The sequence below is a fragment of the Streptomyces sp. NPDC107550 genome (assembly GCF_055639095.1).
In genome coordinates this window covers 16,108-34,642 of record NZ_JBVKBC010000027.1, presented here as the reverse complement: position 1 = coordinate 34,642, position 18,535 = coordinate 16,108, and the positions used below count along the sequence as shown (strand labels likewise).

At 69.3% G+C, this 18,535-nt stretch carries 15 protein-coding genes and 2 tRNA genes; 13 read left to right on the top strand and 4 right to left on the bottom strand.

Going from position 1 to position 18,535, the window contains the following annotated elements:
• Window positions 1–58 precede the first annotated feature (58 nt).
• On the bottom strand, window positions 59–1,180 hold the full coding sequence (locus tag ACZ7LY_RS27250; protein WP_471627360.1) for an acyltransferase family protein: 1,122 nt from the start codon (window positions 1,178–1,180) through the stop codon (window positions 59–61).
• Between the two features lie 579 nt (window positions 1,181–1,759).
• Between ACZ7LY_RS27250 and ACZ7LY_RS27245 the strand changes: the two genes are divergently transcribed.
• Window positions 1,760–1,954: a hypothetical protein gene (locus ACZ7LY_RS27245; RefSeq protein ID WP_471627359.1), complete on the top strand. Its 195-nt coding sequence runs from the start codon at window positions 1,760–1,762 to the stop codon at window positions 1,952–1,954.
• A gap of 175 nt (window positions 1,955–2,129) precedes the next feature.
• Here the strand turns inward: ACZ7LY_RS27245 and ACZ7LY_RS27240 are convergent.
• A tRNA-Gly gene (locus tag ACZ7LY_RS27240) sits at window positions 2,130–2,200 on the bottom strand.
• Window positions 2,201–2,432: 232 nt separating this feature from the next.
• Here ACZ7LY_RS27240 and ACZ7LY_RS27235 point away from each other — a divergent pair.
• The 5 genes from ACZ7LY_RS27235 to clpX all read left to right on the top strand — a co-directional run bounded on the left by ACZ7LY_RS27235 (window position 2,433) and on the right by clpX (window position 7,433).
• Window positions 2,433–2,509: transfer RNA gene (locus tag ACZ7LY_RS27235), tRNA-Pro, on the top strand.
• A 139-nt stretch (window positions 2,510–2,648) separates the two neighbouring features.
• Window positions 2,649–4,007 (top strand): trigger factor, encoded by a 1,359-nt coding sequence (gene tig / locus ACZ7LY_RS27230; protein WP_471627358.1) that lies wholly within the window; start codon window positions 2,649–2,651, stop codon window positions 4,005–4,007.
• Between the two features lie 615 nt (window positions 4,008–4,622).
• Window positions 4,623–5,228 (top strand): ATP-dependent Clp protease proteolytic subunit, encoded by a 606-nt coding sequence (locus tag ACZ7LY_RS27225; RefSeq protein WP_471627409.1) that lies wholly within the window; start codon window positions 4,623–4,625, stop codon window positions 5,226–5,228.
• A gap of 64 nt (window positions 5,229–5,292) precedes the next feature.
• Window positions 5,293–5,952 carry an ATP-dependent Clp protease proteolytic subunit gene (locus tag ACZ7LY_RS27220; RefSeq protein ID WP_471627357.1) on the top strand — a complete coding sequence of 220 codons (660 nt, stop codon included), beginning with the start codon at window positions 5,293–5,295 and terminating at the stop codon, window positions 5,950–5,952.
• A gap of 194 nt (window positions 5,953–6,146) precedes the next feature.
• The gene (gene clpX / locus ACZ7LY_RS27215; RefSeq protein ID WP_471627356.1) at window positions 6,147–7,433 is read left to right on the top strand and encodes an ATP-dependent Clp protease ATP-binding subunit ClpX; all 1,287 of its coding nucleotides are present in this window, start codon (window positions 6,147–6,149) and stop codon (window positions 7,431–7,433) included.
• Between the two features lie 72 nt (window positions 7,434–7,505).
• Here clpX and ACZ7LY_RS27210 read toward each other — a convergent pair whose 3' ends face one another.
• Window positions 7,506–8,453, bottom strand: a complete 948-nt coding sequence (locus ACZ7LY_RS27210) for a hypothetical protein (RefSeq protein WP_471627355.1) — start codon at window positions 8,451–8,453, stop codon at window positions 7,506–7,508.
• A gap of 115 nt (window positions 8,454–8,568) precedes the next feature.
• On the opposite strand from ACZ7LY_RS27210, the gene ACZ7LY_RS27205 reads away from it, so the two are divergent.
• A complete protein-coding gene (locus ACZ7LY_RS27205) occupies window positions 8,569–11,199 on the top strand; it encodes a valine--tRNA ligase (RefSeq protein WP_471627354.1) in 2,631 nt (876 codons plus the stop codon).
• A gap of 411 nt (window positions 11,200–11,610) precedes the next feature.
• Here the strand turns inward: ACZ7LY_RS27205 and ACZ7LY_RS27200 are convergent, their stop codons facing one another.
• Window positions 11,611–12,621, bottom strand: coding sequence for a rod shape-determining protein (locus ACZ7LY_RS27200; RefSeq protein ID WP_471627353.1), 1,011 nt, complete (start codon window positions 12,619–12,621; stop codon window positions 11,611–11,613).
• A 134-nt stretch (window positions 12,622–12,755) separates the two neighbouring features.
• Between ACZ7LY_RS27200 and folC the strand changes: the two genes are divergently transcribed.
• The 6 genes from folC to mreD all read left to right on the top strand — a co-directional run bounded on the left by folC (window position 12,756) and on the right by mreD (window position 18,469).
• Entirely contained in the window at window positions 12,756–14,285 is a 1,530-nt protein-coding gene (folC, locus tag ACZ7LY_RS27195; protein WP_471627352.1) for a bifunctional tetrahydrofolate synthase/dihydrofolate synthase, read from the top strand.
• Window positions 14,286–14,290: 5 nt separating this feature from the next.
• Window positions 14,291–14,614 carry a DUF4233 domain-containing protein gene (locus ACZ7LY_RS27190; protein ID WP_471627351.1) on the top strand — a complete coding sequence of 108 codons (324 nt, stop codon included), beginning with the start codon at window positions 14,291–14,293 and terminating at the stop codon, window positions 14,612–14,614.
• A gap of 326 nt (window positions 14,615–14,940) precedes the next feature.
• On the top strand, window positions 14,941–15,354 hold the full coding sequence (gene ndk / locus ACZ7LY_RS27185) for a nucleoside-diphosphate kinase (RefSeq protein ID WP_471627350.1): 414 nt from the start codon (window positions 14,941–14,943) through the stop codon (window positions 15,352–15,354).
• 333 nt (window positions 15,355–15,687) lie between these two features.
• A complete protein-coding gene (locus ACZ7LY_RS27180) occupies window positions 15,688–16,707 on the top strand; it encodes a rod shape-determining protein (protein ID WP_471627349.1) in 1,020 nt (339 codons plus the stop codon).
• Window positions 16,708–16,838: 131 nt separating this feature from the next.
• Complete coding sequence (gene mreC, locus ACZ7LY_RS27175; RefSeq protein WP_471627348.1) at window positions 16,839–17,777, top strand: rod shape-determining protein MreC; 939 nt, start codon at window positions 16,839–16,841, stop codon at window positions 17,775–17,777.
• Window positions 17,778–17,794: 17 nt separating this feature from the next.
• On the top strand, window positions 17,795–18,469 hold the full coding sequence (gene mreD / locus ACZ7LY_RS27170; protein ID WP_471627347.1) for a rod shape-determining protein MreD: 675 nt from the start codon (window positions 17,795–17,797) through the stop codon (window positions 18,467–18,469).
• Window positions 18,470–18,535: the final 66 nt, after the last annotated feature.

Below are 18,535 nucleotides of genomic sequence, written 5' to 3'. Positions count from 1 at the left end.
TGCGCAAACCCCCAACACCCCGCACCCTCAAACCCCGCACACCAAAACCCCGCCCCCTTCACTCCCGCCCGCGAAACGCCCACCCCATCTCCGGCTCCACAACCCCCCGAAAAACCCGCCGAACACCAGGCATACACAACCCCGTGACGACAACCCCGGCGACGACAGTCACCAGCACCTCCCCATACGGCGTATGCACCCACCCCGCATCGAACCACCCCCAGAACCGCGCCCCCTTCGCAAGAAACCCGTGCAGCAGATACCCGTACAACGTCCCCGCCCCCAGCACGGTGAACCACATCCGCCTCCCCGGCACCCACGCGAAGAAGCACGCCGTCAGCACCAGCGAACACCCCAGCAGCGCGAGCGTCATGACGACCCCGGCCCACCACGGCGCCCCCAACTCCTGCGCACTGTCCCGGTGATAGAACCAGGCGGACGTCATCCGAGGAGCGGCCCAGTAGGCGACGACGAGCGCGGCGCACACGACCGGCACGGACAGCATCCGCACCTCACGCCGCCGTACGAGCTTGAAGTGCTCGGGCTTCATCACGAGCCCCAGCACGAAGAACGGCAGGAACTGCAGCACCCGCTGGAGATCGAGGTCGTCCCCGATGTCGGGGGAGACGGACGCGAGAACGGCGATGAGCACCGCGAGCGGCAGCGGCCACCGCACGACCTTCCACAGCGGTGTGGTCAGCCGCCACACGAACAGCGCGACCAGGAACCACGTCAGGTACCAGGGATCGAGCAGGCTGATCGGATGCCCCGGGTCGTCGTCCGCGTACCGCTTGAAGAGGCTGTACGCGACTTCGAAGACGACGTACGGGACCGCCACGCCCGTGATGAGCCGCCGCAGCCGCGCGGGGCTCGCGTCGAAGGAGCGGGAGAAGTAGCCGGAGATGATGATGAACGCCGGCATGTGGAAGCTGTAGACGATCATGTAGAGCGCCTCGGCGGCCCGGCTGCCGTCCGTCAGCGGTTCCCATGAATGGCCCATCGCCACGAAGACGATGGCGAGGTACTTGGCGTTGTCGAAGAACGCGTCCCGCTGCCGGGGCCTCGCGGCGGGACGTTCCTGAGCGGCCGGGGCGGGGGCGGCGGGGGCCCCGGCGGGCGCGGCTTCGGGCAGCGGGGCGGACCGCACCGCGCCGGTCGGGGACATGGCAGCGGGGAACATCTGAGGCACCTTAGTGGCGGCTCCGGGATTTCGTAAAACCCTCAAGTCGATTCCGCCATGTCGCTATCGGACAGCCCGGAATGCGGGAAGTCGGTATCCATACCGATGAGATGCCCGGACGGCCGATCTGCCCCTTATCACACTGATCATCCCGCCGAAAGGGTGCATAACGCCACCGGGCCATCCTGGCGATATGCCCCATTGATCCGAACCGGTGATCGCGCGTATTCGGCCACTGAATTCCTCGTGACTTTCCTGTGTGCATCGTCGGGGGAAAGTGGGGAAAAGCGCGAACCATATGCGAGAGGCATGCGAGGGGCATGTGAGGGCCGCATGTGCCCCCAGGGAAGCGATCAAGCCGAATTGCGGCCGGAAGCCGACCGGTCCCGGGCCCCGCGGGCCCGCGCCGCCCATACGCCCCAAGGGTGCGCGCCTCGCGCGCCCTCGCGCGCGCGTGGCCGACGATGCGTCACCGACCGCATACAGAGGGCCGGTTGGTGGCACGATGGTTCTGGCGGGGGGTGGGCGGGGCTCTACCCTCCGGGCCGGGAGAGCGGACCGACCTAGGGTGTGATCAGAGTGGCCATTTCGCTGTCAGTGGTGCTGTTGTTGGCGATCGTCCTCGTCGTGCTGATGCGTGGCGGCTCGATGAAGGCGGGGCCCGCCATAGTCGCGGTTCTCTTCGGCTTCTTCCTGGCCTCGACCGGAATGGCGCCCGCGATCCACAACTTCCTCAACTCGGTCGCCAGCAGTATCAGCGCGATCAAATTCTGACCCCGCGCCGCGCAGGGTCCGCCCGTCCGGGAGCAGTCGAAAAGCTCCCGGACCGCTTCCTCATGCCCGCGGGGCCTCCCCGTAAAAGGTGAGCGCCCCCTCCGCACCGGGCCCGGGGACGACGCAAGGCCAGGTCGAGGAGATAACGCCTCTGACCTGGCCTTGAATCATTCGGAGCGGGCGACGGGAATCGAACCCGCGTAGCTAGTTTGGAAGACTAGGGCTCTACCATTGAGCTACGCCCGCACATGCGCGCCGACCGTTCGCCGGTCACGGCACGCAGGCATCGTAGCGGGTCCGCGGCCCCCTCCGCACACCCCGCGGCCGGCTCCGCGCTCGCGTACGCCGTCCGCCGCCTCCCGCGCCGGTACACGCCCGCTCACCACGCTCTTCGCACCCGCTCCCGCGCGCCGTCCCCACACGCGCGCAGCCCGGGCGTCGGGGCGGCGCGGGGCATGTACCCTACGTGTCGCACCGACGGGGTGTGGCGCAGCTTGGTAGCGCGTCCGCTTTGGGAGCGGAAGGCCGTGGGTTCAAATCCCGCCACCCCGACCAGCAGCTCCGTCACGCTGCGGGCGTCGTCTCCAAGATCGCGTTGTGGGTGCGCTCCGGCGTGCCGTTACTATGCAAGCTGCATGCCCGAGTGTCTCTCAACCGGGCAGATCCCAGAAGTCAGCCCCAAGGAGACCGAACCGTGAAGAGCGCCGTCGAGACCCTGAACCCGACCCGGGTTCGGCTCAGCATTGAGGTGCCCTTCGAGGAGCTCAAGGACAGCCTCGACGCGGCGTACAAGAAGATCAACCAGCAGGTCACGGTGAAGGGCTTCCGCAAGGGCAAGATCCCGGCCCGCGTCATCGACCAGCGCTTCGGCCGCGGTGCGGTGCTGGAGGAGGCCGTCAACGACGCCCTCCCGAAGTTCTACACCGAGGCGGTCAACGAGGCGGAGCTCAACGTCCTCGGCCAGCCCGAGGTCGACATCACGGAGCTGAAGGACGGCGAGACGCTGAACTTCACCGCCGAGGTCGACATCCGCCCGGCCATCGAGATCCCGGACTACTCCGGCATCGAGGTCGAGGTCGACGCGGTCGAGGTCACCGACGAGGACGTCGACAAGTCCGTCGAGCAGCTCCGCGAGCGCTTCGCCTCCACCTCTCCGGTCGAGCGTGCCGCCGAGGACGGCGACGTCGTGACGATCGACCTGGAGGCCAAGGTCGACGGCGAGGTGCTGGAGGACGGCATCGCCAGCGGTGTGTCCTACACCATCGGCTCCGGTGAACTGCTGGACGGTATCGATGACGCCGTGAAGGGCCTGGAGGCCGGTGGCGAGGCCACCTTCACCTCCGAGCTGAAGGGCGGCTCCGCCGAGGGCAAGGAGGCCGAGGTCACCGTCAAGGTCACCCAGGTCGCCGCGCGCGAACTCCCGGCCCTGGACGACGAGTTCGCCCAGCTCGCCTCCGAGTTCGACACCCTCGACGAGCTGAAGGCCGACAGCCGCAAGCGCCTCGAGAACATGAAGCAGTACGACCAGGCCACGCAGGCCCAGGAGCGCGTCCTGGAGAAGCTCCTGGAGCTGGTCGAGGTCCCCGTCCCCGAGAAGCTCCTCGAGGACGAGGTCAACACCCGTAAGCACAACCTCGAGCACCACCAGCTCGGCCAGATGGGCCTCGACCTGGCGAAGTACCTGGAGATCCAGGGCAAGTCGGCCGAGGAGTTCGACGCCGAGACGCGCGAGGCCGCGATCAAGGGCATCAAGACCCAGTTCGTCCTCGACGAGCTGGTCAACAAGGAGAAGCTGAACGTCAGCCAGGAGGAGCTCACCGAGCACCTCATGCGTCGCGCGGCTTCCTCCGGCATGTCCCCCGACCAGTTCGCGCAGGCCGTCGTCGAGGGTGGCCAGGTGCCGATGCTCGTCGGCGAGGTCGCCCGCGGCAAGGCGCTGGCCGTCGTCGTCGAGGCCGCCACGGTCAAGGACACGAACGGTGAGGTCGTGGACCTGGAGGACGACGAGGACGCTGCCGCTGAGGAGCAGTCCGAGGAGACCCCGGAGGCCTGATCGCCCCCGCCCTCCCCGCAGGCCCCCGAGGCACCCGCCCCGGGGGCCTGCGCGCATCCGCATCCGCGGTTCGTGGCTGGCGTCCCGCGCAGTTCCCCGCGCCCCTGGGTAGGTGGGCCTGCCCGTGGTTCGTTGTCTAACGGTGGGTGGGGCGTCTCGCGCAGTTCCCCGCGCCCCTGACGGGGCGCTGCCCCCGGGTGTGGTTGTTCGTCTTTCGCCGGGTGGTGGGCTGGTCGCGCAGTTCCCCGCGCCCCTGGAGGCGGGGCTTCGCCCCTGCCTCCCCCGATGGAGGTGGCGACGCAGTCGCCCCTCCAGGGGCGCGGGGAACGGCGCGAGCGGCCACGACGAGAGTCGAGGTTTCCCACCGGCCGGAGCCGCCCACTCGCCCAGGGGCCGGGGCCCGTTCAACACCCGTACGACAAGGAACCGCCCCCGAGCGGAGCGCATGCGCTCACAGCGAACAGTTCCGTTCCCGGGATTCCCCGGAGGGGCCCGCGCGTTAGGGTCCATGAATACGAGGGCAGGGGAGTCCCCGACGAGGGGCCCGGCCTCAGTTAGAGACGCGAGACGGCGCGTAGCCGTCAGAGACGAGCAGGTGGATACGTGACGAATCTGATGCCTTCCGCCGCCGGCGAGCCGTCCATCGGTGGTGGCCTCGGCGACCATGTGTACAACCGGCTGCTCGGCGAGCGGATCATCTTCCTCGGCCAGCAGGTCGACGACGACATCGCCAACAAGATCACCGCGCAGATGCTGCTCCTTGCGGCCGACCCCGACAAGGACATCTACCTCTACATCAACAGCCCCGGCGGCTCGGTGACGGCCGGCATGGCGATCTACGACACCATGCAGTACATCCCGAACGACGTGGTCACGATCGGTATGGGCATGGCGGCCTCGATGGGCCAGTTCCTGCTGACCGGCGGCTCCGCGGGCAAGCGCTTCGCGCTCCCGCACACCGACATCCTGATGCACCAGGGCTCCGCGGGCATCGGCGGTACCGCCTCGGACGTCAAGATCCAGGCCGAGTACCTGCTGCGTACGAAGAAGCGCATGGCGGAGATCACCGCCCGCCACTCCGGCCAGAGCGTCGAGACGATCATCCGTGACGGTGACCGCGACCGCTGGTTCACCACCGAGGAGGCCAAGGAGTACGGCCTCATCGACGAGATCATCACTGCCGCTACGGGTGTTCCGGGCGGCGGCGGCACCGGCGCCTGATCCCCGCGATCAGCACCGGTCCCAAGCCCACTGCCTTCCCTCACCAGGACGGAACACCGCCATCATGAACAACATCCCCGGCAGCGGCCTCTACACGGGCCCGCAGGTCGACAACCGTTACGTGGTCCCGCGCTTCGTCGAGCGCACCTCGCAGGGCGTGCGTGAGTACGACCCGTACGCGAAGCTGTTCGAGGAGCGGGTCATCTTCCTCGGCGTGCAGATCGACGACGCCTCCGCCAACGACGTCATGGCGCAGCTCCTGTGCCTGGAGTCGATGGACCCGGACCGCGACATCTCCATCTACATCAACAGCCCCGGCGGCTCGTTCACCGCGCTCACCGCGATCTACGACACGATGCAGTTCGTGAAGCCGGACATCCAGACGGTGTGCATGGGCCAGGCGTCCTCGGCCGCCGCCGTGCTGCTCGCCGCGGGCACCCCCGGCAAGCGCATGGCCCTGCCGAACGCGCGCGTGCTGATCCACCAGCCCTCCGGCGGCACCGGCCGCGAGCAGCTCTCCGACCTGGAGATCGCGGCCAACGAGATCCTGCGAATGCGTACGCAGCTTGAGGAGATGCTGGCCAAGCACTCCTCCACGCCGATCGAGAAGATCCGCGACGACATCGAGCGCGACAAGATCCTGACCGCCGAGGACGCCCTGGCGTACGGCCTCGTCGACCAGATCGTCTCGACGCGCAAGATGAACAACTCGGCGATCGCGTAACCGCCCGCTGTATGGTCTGCCATCCCTTGGCACGGCCGCCACGAGGGGTCTTCGTCGTACTCGACGCGATCCCGTCAAAGTGAACCGTGCCAAGGGGGGCCCGAACGGGGGGCCCGGCAAGGTACCGTCAGATACAAGGCACCAGGAGCCGCCGGCCAGATGCCGGCGTCTCCCAGGCGAAGGGGAAGCACACCGTGGCACGTATCGGTGACGGCGGCGATCTGCTGAAGTGCTCGTTCTGCGGAAAGAGCCAGAAGCAGGTCAAGAAGCTCATCGCAGGCCCCGGTGTATACATCTGCGACGAGTGCATCGACCTCTGCAACGAGATCATCGAGGAGGAGCTCGCCGAGACCAGCGAGGTCCGCTGGGAGGAACTGCCCAAGCCTCGGGAGATCTACGAGTTCCTGGAGAGCTACGTCGTGGGCCAGGAGGCCGCCAAGAAGGCGCTCTCCGTGGCGGTGTACAACCACTACAAGCGCGTCCAGGCCGGGGAGAACGGCGGCGCGCAGGGCCGCGAGGACGCGATCGAGCTCGCCAAGTCCAACATCCTCCTGCTCGGCCCCACCGGCTCCGGCAAGACGCTGCTCGCCCAGACCCTGGCGCGCATGCTGAACGTGCCGTTCGCCATCGCCGACGCGACCGCCCTCACCGAGGCGGGCTATGTCGGCGAGGACGTCGAGAACATCCTGCTGAAACTGATCCAGGCGGCCGACTACGACGTCAAGAAGGCCGAGACCGGGATCATCTACATCGACGAGATCGACAAGGTCGCCCGCAAGAGCGAGAACCCGTCGATCACCCGCGATGTCAGCGGCGAGGGCGTCCAGCAGGCGCTGCTCAAGATCCTGGAGGGCACGACGGCCTCCGTGCCGCCGCAGGGCGGGCGCAAGCACCCGCACCAGGAGTTCATCCAGATCGACACGACGAACGTGCTGTTCATCGTGGGCGGCGCGTTCGCCGGCCTGGAGAAGATCATCGAGGCGCGGGCCGGCGCGAAGGGCATCGGCTTCGGCGCGACGATCCACTCCAAGCGCGAGCTGGAGGAGAAGGACCAGTTCCAGGAGGTCATGCCGGAGGACCTGGTGAAGTTCGGGATGATCCCCGAGTTCATCGGCCGCCTCCCCGTGATCACCTCGGTCCACAACCTCGACCGCGAGGCCCTGCTCCAGATCCTCGTCGAGCCGCGTAACGCGCTGGTGAAGCAGTACCAGCGCCTGTTCGAACTCGACGGAGTGGAGCTGGACTTCGAGCGCGAGGCGCTGGAGGCCATCGCCGACCAGGCCATCCTGCGCCGCACCGGCGCCCGCGGCCTGCGCGCGATCATGGAGGAGGTCCTCCAGTCGGTGATGTACGAGGTCCCGTCCCGCAAGGACGTCGCCCGCGTCGTCATCACCGCCGACGCCGTCCACTCGAACGTGAACCCGACGCTGATCCCCCGCGACTCCCGCGGCACGGGCAACGGCGAGCAGAAGTCCGCGTAACCGGGCAGCACACCTACGAAGGGGCCCCGGCCGGTGAACACCGGCCGGGGCCCCTTTCGTGTGCTCCGCGCGTCAGGCCTTGACGCGGATCTCCTTGCGCAGCTTCGCCACGATCTCGGACGTCTGCTTCAGGTCGGGGGACTTGCCCGCGAGCATGTCCGTGGCCTCGACGTAGCTGACCATGGCCATGGTGCTGTTGTCGCTCCAGATGCAGACCGGCAGATGCATCGTCTTGGCCGTGGACCCCGTGGCCGCCCCGTTCATCTCCATCGTCATCTCCTGGCACTTCAGGATGACGTCATCGGTGCTGAAGTCGGTCGGGTCGCCCACGAGCTTGGCCTTCCCCTCCCCGTTCTTCCCGCCCGCCATGTCCAGAGCGGCCTTGTCGAAGACGCCGTCCACGAGCTTCTCGGGGTCGTCGATCTCGCCGTACGCGCCCTGGAAGTTGAGGCCCTTGCCGCCCATCGGGTTCGACGGGTCGGTGGCCTGGTAGTTGCCGTGGGCCTCCTTGCCGTTCTTGAGGCCGTCCTTCTCGGCGTCCTTCATGTCCTCGTCCGAGAAGCCGTCGCCCGGCTTCTGCGTGTTCTTCTTGTACTCGCCGAGGACCGTGGCGGGGCTCGTCAGCTTGTGGGGGCCGTCGTCCGCGACCGAGGCGCCGCCGCCCCCGCCGAACACGAAGTACGCGCCCACGCCGATCGCCGCGACGACCGCGACGCCGGCGATGATCAGGCCCGTCTTCTTGCCGCTGCCGCCGCCGGACGGGGGCTGCGCCGGGTACTGGCCGTAGGGGGCCTGCTGCGGCTGACCGTAGGGGCCGGGCTGCTGCGGCTGGCTGTAGCCGCCGGGCTGGCCGTACGGCTGCTGCGGCGGGACGCCCTGCGGCGCCTGCTGCGGGTAGCCGTAGCCGGGCTGGGCCGGGGGCTGCTGACCGTAGGGGCCAGGCTGCTGCGGCTGCTGGCCGTACGGCCCGGGCTGCTGGGGCTGCTGGCCTCCGTACGGGCCCGGCTGGTTGTAGCTCATTGGTGGGGTTCCCTCCCGATGCTTATGTGCTTTTGACATCCTGACGTACGCACGTGCGGATCGGGCCACCGGAATCAGTTTCAGTACAGCCTTGTGACCCCCCTAAACTGGGCCCGTGACCGAGAACTCTCAGCAGCAGCACTCAGCGCCCACCACCGAACTGCCGACCCAGTACGCGCCGGCCGAGGTAGAGGGGGCGCTGTACGAGCGCTGGGTGGACCGGGGTTACTTCACCGCCGACGCCAAGAGCGAGAAGCCTCCGTACACGATCGTCATCCCCCCGCCGAACGTGACGGGTTCGCTGCACCTGGGCCACGCCTTCCAGCACACGCTGATGGACGCCCTCACGCGCCGCAAGCGCATGCAGGGCTTCGAGGCGCTGTGGCTGCCCGGCATGGACCACGCCGGCATCGCCACGCAGAACAAGGTGGAGCAGCAGCTCGCCGAGGAGGGCAAGTCGCGGCACGACCTGGGCCGCGAGGAGTTCGTCGAGCGCGTCTGGCAGTGGAAGAACGAGTACGGCGGCAAGATTCTCGGCCAGATGCGCCGCCTCGGCGACGGCGTCGACTGGTCGCGCGAGCGGTTCACCATGGACGAGGGCCTCTCGCAGGCCGTCCAGACCATCTTCAAGCGGCTCTACGACGACGAGCTGATCTACCGCGCCGAGCGCATCATCAACTGGTGCCCGCGCTGCCTGACCGCCATCTCGGACATCGAGGTGGACTACCAGGACGACGACGGCGAGCTGGTCTCGCTCAAGTACGGCGAGGGCGCCGAGAGCGTCGTCGTGGCGACCACCCGCGTCGAGACGATGCTCGGTGACACGGCCGTCGCCGTCCACCCCGACGACGAGCGGTACGCGCACCTCATCGGCAAGCGCATCAAGCTGCCGCTGACGGACCGTACGATCCCGGTCGTCGCGGACACGCACGTCGACCCGGAGTTCGGCACGGGCGCCGTCAAGGTGACCCCCGCCCACGACCCGAACGACTTCGCGATCGGCCAGCGCCACGACCTGGAGACGCTGACGATCATGGACGAGCGCGGGGTCATCACGGTCCCCGGCCCGTTCGAGGGCCTGGACCGCTTCGAGGCGCGCTCGGCGATCGTCGAGGCGCTGCGCGAGCAGGGCCGCATCGTCGCCGAGAAGCGCCCGTACGTCCACGCCGTGGGCCACTGCTCGCGCTGCAAGACGACCATCGAGCCGCGCCTGTCGCTCCAGTGGTGGGTCAAGGTCGAGACGCTGGCCAAGGCCGCCGGTGACGCCGTGCGCGACGGCCGCGTCACGCTCCACCCCAAGGAGATGGAGAAGCGGTACTTCGACTGGGTCGACAACCTCAACGACTGGTGCATCTCGCGCCAGCTCTGGTGGGGCCACCGCATCCCCGTCTGGTACGGGCCGAACGGCGAGGTCGTCTGCGTCGGCCCCGACGAGGAGCCGCCGGGCACCGAGGCCGAGGGCTGGAAGCAGGACGAGGACGTCCTCGACACGTGGTTCTCGTCGGGCCTGTGGCCGTTCTCCACGCTCGGCTGGCCCGAGCGGACGCCGGACCTGGAGAAGTTCTACTCGACCGACGTCCTGCTCACCGGCCACGACATCATCTTCTTCTGGGTCGTCCGGATGATGATGTTCGGCCTGTACGCGATGGACGGCGAGGTCCCCTTCAAGACGGTCGCCCTGACCGGTCTCGTCCGCGACGAGAACGGCAAGAAGATGTCGAAGTCCTTCGGCAACGTGGTGGACCCGCTCGACTGGATGGACTCCTACGGGTCGGACGCCCTGCGCTTCACGCTGGCGCGCGGCGCCAACCCGGGCACGGACGTCCCGATCGGCGAGGACTGGGTCCAGGCATCCCGCAACTTCGCCAACAAGATCTGGAACGCGACCCGCTTCGCCCTGATGAACGGGGCGACGGTCGAGGGCCCGCTGCCGGACGTCTCCGAGATGACGGCGACGGACCGCTGGATCCTCTCCCGTCTGAACAAGACGGTGGCGGAGGTCGACGCCTTCTACGACGACTACCAGTTCGCCAAGCTCTCCGACACGCTGTACCACTTCGCGTGGGACGAGGTCTTCGACTGGTACGTCGAGCTGTCGAAGACGACGTTCATGGCGGGCGGCGAGCCGGCGAAGGTGTCGGGCCGGGTCCTCGGTGAGGTCCTGGACGTGACGCTGCGGCTGCTGCACCCGATCGTGCCGTTCGTCACGGAGACGCTGTGGACGACGCTGACCGGCGGCGAGTCCGTCGTCGTCGCCGACTGGCCGAAGGACTCCGGCTTCCGCGACGAGGCGGCCGAGCAGGAGATCCGTACGGTCCAGCAGGTCGTCGTCGAGGTCCGCCGCTTCAAGGCCGACCAGGGCCTCAAGGCGGGCCAGCGGGTGCCCGCGCGGCTCAGCGTGGAGGGCACCGCGCTCGCCCCGCACGAGCCGGCGATCCGTCAGCTCCTCAAGCTCCAGCCGGAGGGCGAGGGGTTCGCGGCCAGCGCCACGCTGCCCGTCGCCGGGGCGGAGGTCGCGCTCGATCTGTCCGGCGCGATCGATGTCGCCGCCGAGCGGAAGCGGCTCGCCAAGGATCTGGCGGCGGCGGAGAAGGACAAGGCGGCGGCCGAGGGCAAGCTGAACAATGAGGCGTTCCTCGCCAAGGCGCCCGATCATGTCGTCGACAAGATCAAGGGCCGCCTGGCCAAGGCGGACGAGGACATCACCCGCCTCCAGTCCCAACTGGCCCGCCTCCCGCAGTCCTGACACCCCCGGGGAGTTCCCCAGCGCGGGCTGCTTGCAGCTGAGGTTGCGCAGTTCCCCGCGCCCCTGAGGAGCGGGGCTTCGCCCCAGCTCCCAGGGGCGGTGGCTGAGGGAGTGGGGCTGCGCCCCACTCCCTGGGGGGAGGCGGCGACGCAGTCGCCCCTCCAGGGGCGCGGGGAACTGCGCGCTCAGCCACGACGCGAGTCGAGGACGAACAACCACGGGCAGGCCCACCCACCCAGGGGCGCGGGGAACTGCGCGCTCAGCCACGACGCGAGTCGAGGACGAACAACCACAGGCAGGCCCACCCACCCAGGGGCGCGGGGAACTGCGCGACCAGCCACGACGGACCGTCAGACGACAAACCCATGGGCAGCCCCGCTCACCCTGAGAACCCGGGGCAGCCCGCCAGGGTCACGCCGCTGACATCACCCGCTGAAGCGAATCAAAGTCCTCCACACACTTCCCGCACCCCAGCGCCACGCTGTCCAACGGCTCCTCCGCCACGAACACCGGAATCCCCGTCGCGGAAGCGATCCGCAGATCCAGCCCGGGCAGCAGCGCACCCCCGCCCGTCAGCACGATCCCGTGCTCCATGACGTCCCCGGACAGCTCCGGAGGACACTCCTCCAGCGTCGCCTTCACGGCAGTGATGATCGCCTCGACGGGTTCATCGAGCGCCGCCCTGATCTCCCGTACGGTCAGCTCGACGGTCTTCGGCAGGCCCGCGACCTTCTCCCGCCCCCGCACGGTGAACGCCCGCATCTCGAACGCGTCCTCCCCGGGCACCGGCCACGCCGACCCGATGGCGACCTTCAGGTCCTCCGCGGTGCGCTCCCCGATGAGCAGCCCGTGCTCCTTGCGTACGTAGTCGGTGATCGCCTCGTCGAGCCGGTCGCCGCCCACCCGCAGGGACTGCGCGGTGACGACCCCGCCGAGCGAGATCACCGCGACCTCCGTCGTGCCGCCGCCGATGTCGACGACCATGGAGCCGCGCGGCTCCGCGACCGGCAGCCCCGCCCCGATCGCCGCCGCCATCGGCTCCTCGATGAGATGGACGGCCCGCGCCCCCGCCCGCTGCGCCGCGTGCACGATGGCCCGCCGCTCGACGGGCGTCACGCCGCTCGGTACGCACACCACCATCCGCGTCCGCGGCCGGCGGCCGGAGACGGCCTTGCGCACGAAGTGCCGGATCATCTCCTCGGCCGCCTCGTAGTCGCTGATCACACCGTCGCGCAGCGGACGGATCGCGGTGATCGAACCGGGCGTGCGGCCGATGGTCTCCTTCGCCTCGGTGCCGACGGCGAGCACCGAGCCGCGTCCGCCGTCCTTGACGGCGACGACCGACGGCTCGTTCAGCACGATGCCCTGACCGCGTACGTACAGAAGAGTGTTGGCGGTGCCGAGATCGATGCCTATGTCCATGATCGCCAAGTTTGCAGGGGCGGGAGGCCCGTGCGGCAGGACCAAGGTCCCGAAACGGACAGGCCGAAAGTCCCGAACACGAGGGGTGGGTGGCGTCGGCGCCGCTGTCGGTGGGGCTCCGTAGACTGGCGTACGTGAGTGACCTCCCTCCGCGCGACAGCAGCGACCACGAGCCCGCCGACGACGCCGACGCCTTCGAGGACATCGTCGGCGCCGCGACCGACCGCGACCCCGACCTCGCGGTCATCGAGGCGGGCAGCCGCACCCTGCGGACCCAGGGCGGCCCGCCGCAGGGCGACGGCATCCCCGCGCGCCCCGAGGACCCGCGGGTGGAGCAGGCGCTGCGCGAGGTCGAGGCGGACCTCGCCACGCGCTGGGGCGAGACGAAGCTGGAGCCGTCCGTCGCGCGCATCGCCTCGCTGATGGACGTGCTGGGCGAGCCGCAGAAGGCGTACCCCTCGATCCACATCACGGGGACGAACGGGAAGACGTCCACGGCCCGCATGATCGAGGCGCTGCTCGGCGCGTTCGAGCTGCGCACCGGGCGGTACACGTCGCCGCACGTCCAGTCGATCACCGAGCGCATCAGCCTCGACGGCCGCCCGATCGACCACGAGCGCTTCATCGAGACGTTCCACGACATCAAGCCGTACGTGGAGATGGTCGACGCCCGCGAGGAGTTCCGGCTCTCCTTCTTCGAGGTGCTCACCGGCATGGCGTACGCGGCGTTCGCCGACGCGCCGGTCGATGTCGCGGTCGTCGAGGTCGGCATGGGCGGAAGCTGGGACGCGACGAACGTGATCGACGCGTCGGTCGCCGTCATCACCCCCATCGACCTCGACCACACCGACCGGCTCGGCTCGACGCCCGGCGAGATCGCGGGCGAGAAGTCCGGGATCATCAAGCAGGACGCGACCGTGATCATGGCGCAGCAGCCGGTGGACGCGGCGCAGGTCATCCTGAAGGCGGCCGTCGAGCGGGACGCGACCGTGGCCCGCGAGGGCCTGGAGTTCGGCGTGGTCTCCCGCCAGGTCGCGGTCGGCGGGCAGCTCGTCACGCTGCGCGGGCTCGGCGGCGAGTACGAAGAGGTCTTCCTGCCCCTGCACGGCGCCCACCAGGCGCACAACGCGGCGGTGGCCCTGGCCGCGGTCGAGGCGTTCTTCGGCATCGGCTCGCAGCACGCGCGCCTGCTCGACATCGACACGATCCGCACCGCGTTCGCCTCCGTCACCTCGCCGGGGCGGCTGGAGGTCGTGCGGCGCTCGCCGACGATCGTCCTGGACGCCGCGCACAACCCGGCGGGGGCGCGGGTCACCGCCGAGGCGATCAGCGAGGTCTTCGACTTCAGCCGGCTCGTCGGGGTCGTCGGCGCGAGCGGCGACAAGGACGTACGGGGGCTCCTCGAAGCGTTCGAGCCGATCTTCACGGAGATCGTCGTCACGCAGAACTCCAGCCATCGGGCGATGGACGCGGACGCGCTGGCCGCTGTGGCCGTCGAGGTGTTCGGGGAGGACCGGGTGCAGGTCGAGCCGCGGCTCGATGACGCGCTGGAGGCGGCGATCACCCTCGCGGAGGAAGAGGGGGAGTACGCCGGGGCCGGGGTGCTGGTGACCGGGTCGGTGATCACGGTCGGCGAGGCCCGGCTGCTGCTGGGGAAGGGCTGAGGACTGTGCGGACGTTGTGTGCCTCGACGCTGATCGGGGAGTTCTTCATCATCGGGTTCGCCGGGCTCGTCGCCATGAAGGACCCGGATCTTTCCGGGGGTGTGGTGTGGGCGGTGTGCGGGGTCGCTATGGCGCTGTGCGTTTTGTTGTGCGGGATGGTGACGCGGCCCGGGGGTGTTCAGCTCGGGTGGGCGTTGCAGATCGCGTTGATTTTGAGCGGGTTCTGGGTGCCGTTGATGTTTTTCCTCGGGGTGTGTTTCGGGGGGCTTTGGTGGGCGTCCGTGCATTTCGGGCGGAAGATCGACGTGGCGAAGGCGAGCTGGGCGTAACGGGTTCTCCAGTGCCGGCACCTTGAAGTGACCGCGCCTGCGCAGTTCCCCGCGCCCCTGAGGGAGCGGGGCTCCGCCCCAGCTCCCCAGGGGGAGGGTGCGACGCAGTCGCCCCTCCAGGGGCGCGGGGAACTGCGCGACCAGCCACGACGAAAGTCGAGGAGACCCACCGGCAGAGCCAGACGCGAGTCGGGGAAGACCTCCGGCCGGAGCCGCCCGCTCACCCGGACCCCGCCCGCGCCCGGGGCCCCGGGGTCCATAGGGGGCGGGGCCCCTGTAATCTCGGGCCCACCGCACAAACAGGCCGCACAAGGAGTTCCGCCAACATGACCCAGCGCACGCTCGTCCTGCTCAAGCCCGACGCGGTCCGCCGCGGCCTGATCGGCGAGATCATCGGCCGTATCGAGCGCAAGGCCGGCTGGACGATCACCGCCCTGGAGCAGCGCACGCTGACCCAGGACACGCTGGAGCAGCACTACGGCGAGCACAAGGGCAAGCCGTTCTACGAGCCGCTGGTCGCGTTCATGTCGTCCGGCCCGGTCGTCGCCCTGGTCGTCGAGGGCGAGCGCGTGATCGAGGGCGTACGTCAGCTGGCCGGTCCCACGGACCCGATCGCCGCCGCCCCCGGCTCCATCCGCGGCGACTTCGGCGTCATCGTCCGCGAGAACCTGATCCACGCCTCCGACTCCGAGGAGTCCGCCGAGCGCGAGCTGAAGCTGTTCTTCCCGGACGCCGCCTGAGCCTCACCCGTCCGTCTCAGCGCGTGAGACACACCGGCGGTTTTTTCTGACGCCATGTCAGTCACGCCGCGTCAGTGACCAGGGGCGGCCCGATGAAACGGGCCGCTCTTTGGCATATGCGCCCCGATCGGGGGAACGCGACCCTCCGTCTGCCCGTCCCCATTAGCGGGGCGGGGAATCATCTGCTGACAATGGCGAAGACCCTCGCGCCGTGATCGTGCAGGCGAGACTACGATGGAAGCCTCCACGCGCACCGCGTCCACCTCTCGCCTACCTGACAAGCAATCAAACGCTCCACTTGGGAAGGCCAGACGAATCCTGATGGGGAACTCAATGTCGTTCATCGGCCGTGACATGGCTGTCGACCTCGGGACCGCCAACACGCTGGTGTACGTCAGGGGCCGCGGGATCGTACTCAACGAGCCGTCCGTGGTCGCTATCAACACCAACACCGGTGGCATCCTCGCGGTCGGCGCCGAAGCCAAGAAGATGATCGGTCGCACCCCCGGCAACATCGTCGCGGTGCGCCCGCTGAAGGACGGCGTGATCGCCGACTTCGAGATCACCGAGCGCATGCTCCGCTACTTCATCCTGAAGATCCACAAGCGGCGCTACCTCGCCCGCCCCCGCGTCGTCGTCTGCGTGCCCTCGGGCATCACCGGCGTCGAGCGCCGCGCGGTCATCGAGGCCTCCTCGCAGGCCGGTGCCCGCCAGGTGCACATCATCGAGGAGCCCATGGCGGCCGCCATCGGCTCCGGCCTCCCGGTCCACGAGGCCACGGGCAACATGGTGGTGGACATCGGCGGCGGCACGACCGAGGTCGCGGTGATCTCGCTCGGCGGAATCGTCACGGCACAGTCCATCCGCGTGGCCGGCGACGAGCTGGACAACGCGATCATCCAGCACATCAAGAAGGAGTACTCGCTCCTCCTCGGTGAGCGGACGGCCGAACAGATCAAGATCACCATTGGCTCCGCGTACGACCTCGACTCCGACGAGCACACCGAGATCCGCGGCCGCGACCTCGTGTCCGGCCTGCCCAAGACCGTCGTCATCTCCGCCGCCGAGGTCCGCAAGGCCATCGAGGAACCGGTCAACGCGATCGTGGACGCGGTCAAGACCACCCTCGACAAGTGCCCGCCGGAGCTGTCCGGTGACGTGATGGACCGCGGCATCGTTCTCACGGGTGGCGGCGCCCTGCTGCGCGGCCTCGACGAGCGGCTGCGCCGGGAGACCGGCATGCCGATCCACATCGCGGAGGACCCGCTGGACTCCGTGGCGCTGGGCTCCGGCAAGTGCGTCGAGGAGTTCGAGGCGCTCCAGCAGGTGCTGGACTCCCAGCCGCGCAGATGAGCGAGGCTCACACCTGAAAAGGTGGGTCCGCCGTACGAGTGCCTGCCACTTCGTACGGCGGATCGTTGATATAGAGGCAAGGCACAAGTAATCCTCCGCAGTAACGATTGAGGAAGGCACGGCCGCCGCACGTGAGGGACACACGAGAGAGCCGGCTGCTCCTGGTGCTGCTGATCGCCATCGCGTTCGCATTGATCACGGTGGACATCCGCGGCGGAGAGGACTCCCCGGTCGACGGTGCCCGCGTCGCCGCCGCCAAGGTCTTCGGCCCGGTGGAGAACGGCGTCTCGGGCGCGGTCGACCCCGTCGGCAACGCCATAAGCGCGGTCCGCGACTCGGGCCGCCGCCACGACCGGATCAGCACCCTGGAGCGGGAGAACGCCGCGCTGAAGGCGAAGCTCGGCAGCGACGACCGCAACCGCAGCAAGGTCCGCCAGCTCGACTCCATGCTGAAGACGGCGGGCGCCGGTCAGTACGGCATCAAGGGCGCCCAGGTCATCGCCATAGGGTCCGCGCAGGGCTTCTCCTGGACGGTCACCATCGACGCCGGCGCCCACGACGGCATCCAGCGCGACATGACCGTACTCAACGGGGACGGGCTGGTCGGCCGCGTCACCACCGTCGGGCCCGACACCGCGACCGTGCTGCTGGCCAACGACCCGGACTTCACCGTCGGCACCCGCATGGAGAAGACCGACGAACTCGGCTTCGCCTCCGGCCAGGGCGACCGGCCGCTGCGCGTCCAACTGCTCAACGGCAAGGCCAAGGTCCGCAAGGGCGAGCGGCTGGTCACCTTCGGCTCGCAGTCCGACAAGCCGTTCGTGCCCGGCGTGCCCGTGGGCCGCGTCGTCCGCGTCGATCCGTCCGGCGGCGACCTGACCCGTACGGTCTACGTCGAGCCGTACGTCGGGTTCACCAAGCTCGACATCGTCGGTGTCGTCGTGCAGGCCCCGCGCACCGATCCGCGCGACGAGGTGCTGCCCGCCAAGCCCGCCAAGCCGAAGCCCGCGCCCACGGTGACCGTCACCGTCACCCCGTCGGCCGGCGCCGGCACGACCCCGCAGCAGTAGCAGGAGGAGCAACGACCATGCGCTTCAACCGGATGCTGCTGTCCACCGTCCTCGTCGTCGTCGCCCTGGTGATCCAGGTGTGCGTCCTCGCCCGGCTCCAACTGCCCGGCGCGGTCCCCGACCTGCTGCTGCTGACCGTGCTGGGCCTCGCCCTCGTGTACGGACACGTCGGCGGCGCCCTCATCGGGTTCGGCGCGGGCCTCCTCGCCGACCTCGCCCCGCCCGCCGACCACGCCGCCGGCCGCTACGCGCTGGTGCTCTGCCTCATCGGCTACCTCGCGGGCCTCGCCAAGCCGGAGACCGGGCGGCTGCGCTCGGCCGCGGGCCCGATGCTCGTCGTCGTCGGCGCGGCCATCGGCACGACCCTGCTGTACGCGGGCGTCGGCGCGCTCGTCGGCGACACCGCGGCCCGCCATGTCGGCCTCGGCAGCCTGCTGTTCACGGCGGCGCTCTACGACCTGCTGCTCGCCCCGTTCGTCGTGCCCGGCGTCATGGCCCTCGCCAGACGCGCGGAGAACGACCCGCTGTCCGAGAGCTCCGGCGGCGGCCCGAGCGGCGCCGACGTCTCCGCCGGCTGGCTCTCCTCGGGCACCGGCCTGCGCATCGGCGGCCAGCGCGGCGGCCTGCGCGTGAAGACGGCGAAGGCCCGCGCGGCCCGCGCCGGCCGCATCAAGGGGGTCAAGCGCCTGTGACGCCACGGCAGTCGACGCACAGCTTCGGCGTGTACACCTACGCGTACCCGCACCGGCGCCCGTGCG

Bases quoted from the DNA above. Each gene is read 5' to 3' on its own strand.
- ACZ7LY_RS27250 (WP_471627360.1), bottom strand. From the start codon at position 1,180: ATGTTCCCCGCTGCCATGTCCCCGACCGGCGCGGTGCGGTCCGCCCCG.
- ACZ7LY_RS27180 (WP_471627349.1), top strand. From the start codon at position 15,688: ATGTCGTTCATCGGCCGTGACATGGCTGTCGACCTCGGGACCGCCAAC.
- ACZ7LY_RS27220 (WP_471627357.1), top strand. From the start codon at position 5,293: ATGAACAACATCCCCGGCAGCGGCCTCTACACGGGCCCGCAGGTCGAC.
- ACZ7LY_RS27210 (WP_471627355.1), bottom strand. From the start codon at position 8,453: ATGAGCTACAACCAGCCGGGCCCGTACGGAGGCCAGCAGCCCCAGCAG.
- ndk (WP_471627350.1), top strand. From the start codon at position 14,941: ATGACCCAGCGCACGCTCGTCCTGCTCAAGCCCGACGCGGTCCGCCGC.
- ACZ7LY_RS27225 (WP_471627409.1), top strand. From the start codon at position 4,623: ATGCCTTCCGCCGCCGGCGAGCCGTCCATCGGTGGTGGCCTCGGCGAC.
- mreD (WP_471627347.1), top strand. From the start codon at position 17,795: ATGCGCTTCAACCGGATGCTGCTGTCCACCGTCCTCGTCGTCGTCGCC.
- ACZ7LY_RS27200 (WP_471627353.1), bottom strand. From the start codon at position 12,621: ATGGACATAGGCATCGATCTCGGCACCGCCAACACTCTTCTGTACGTA.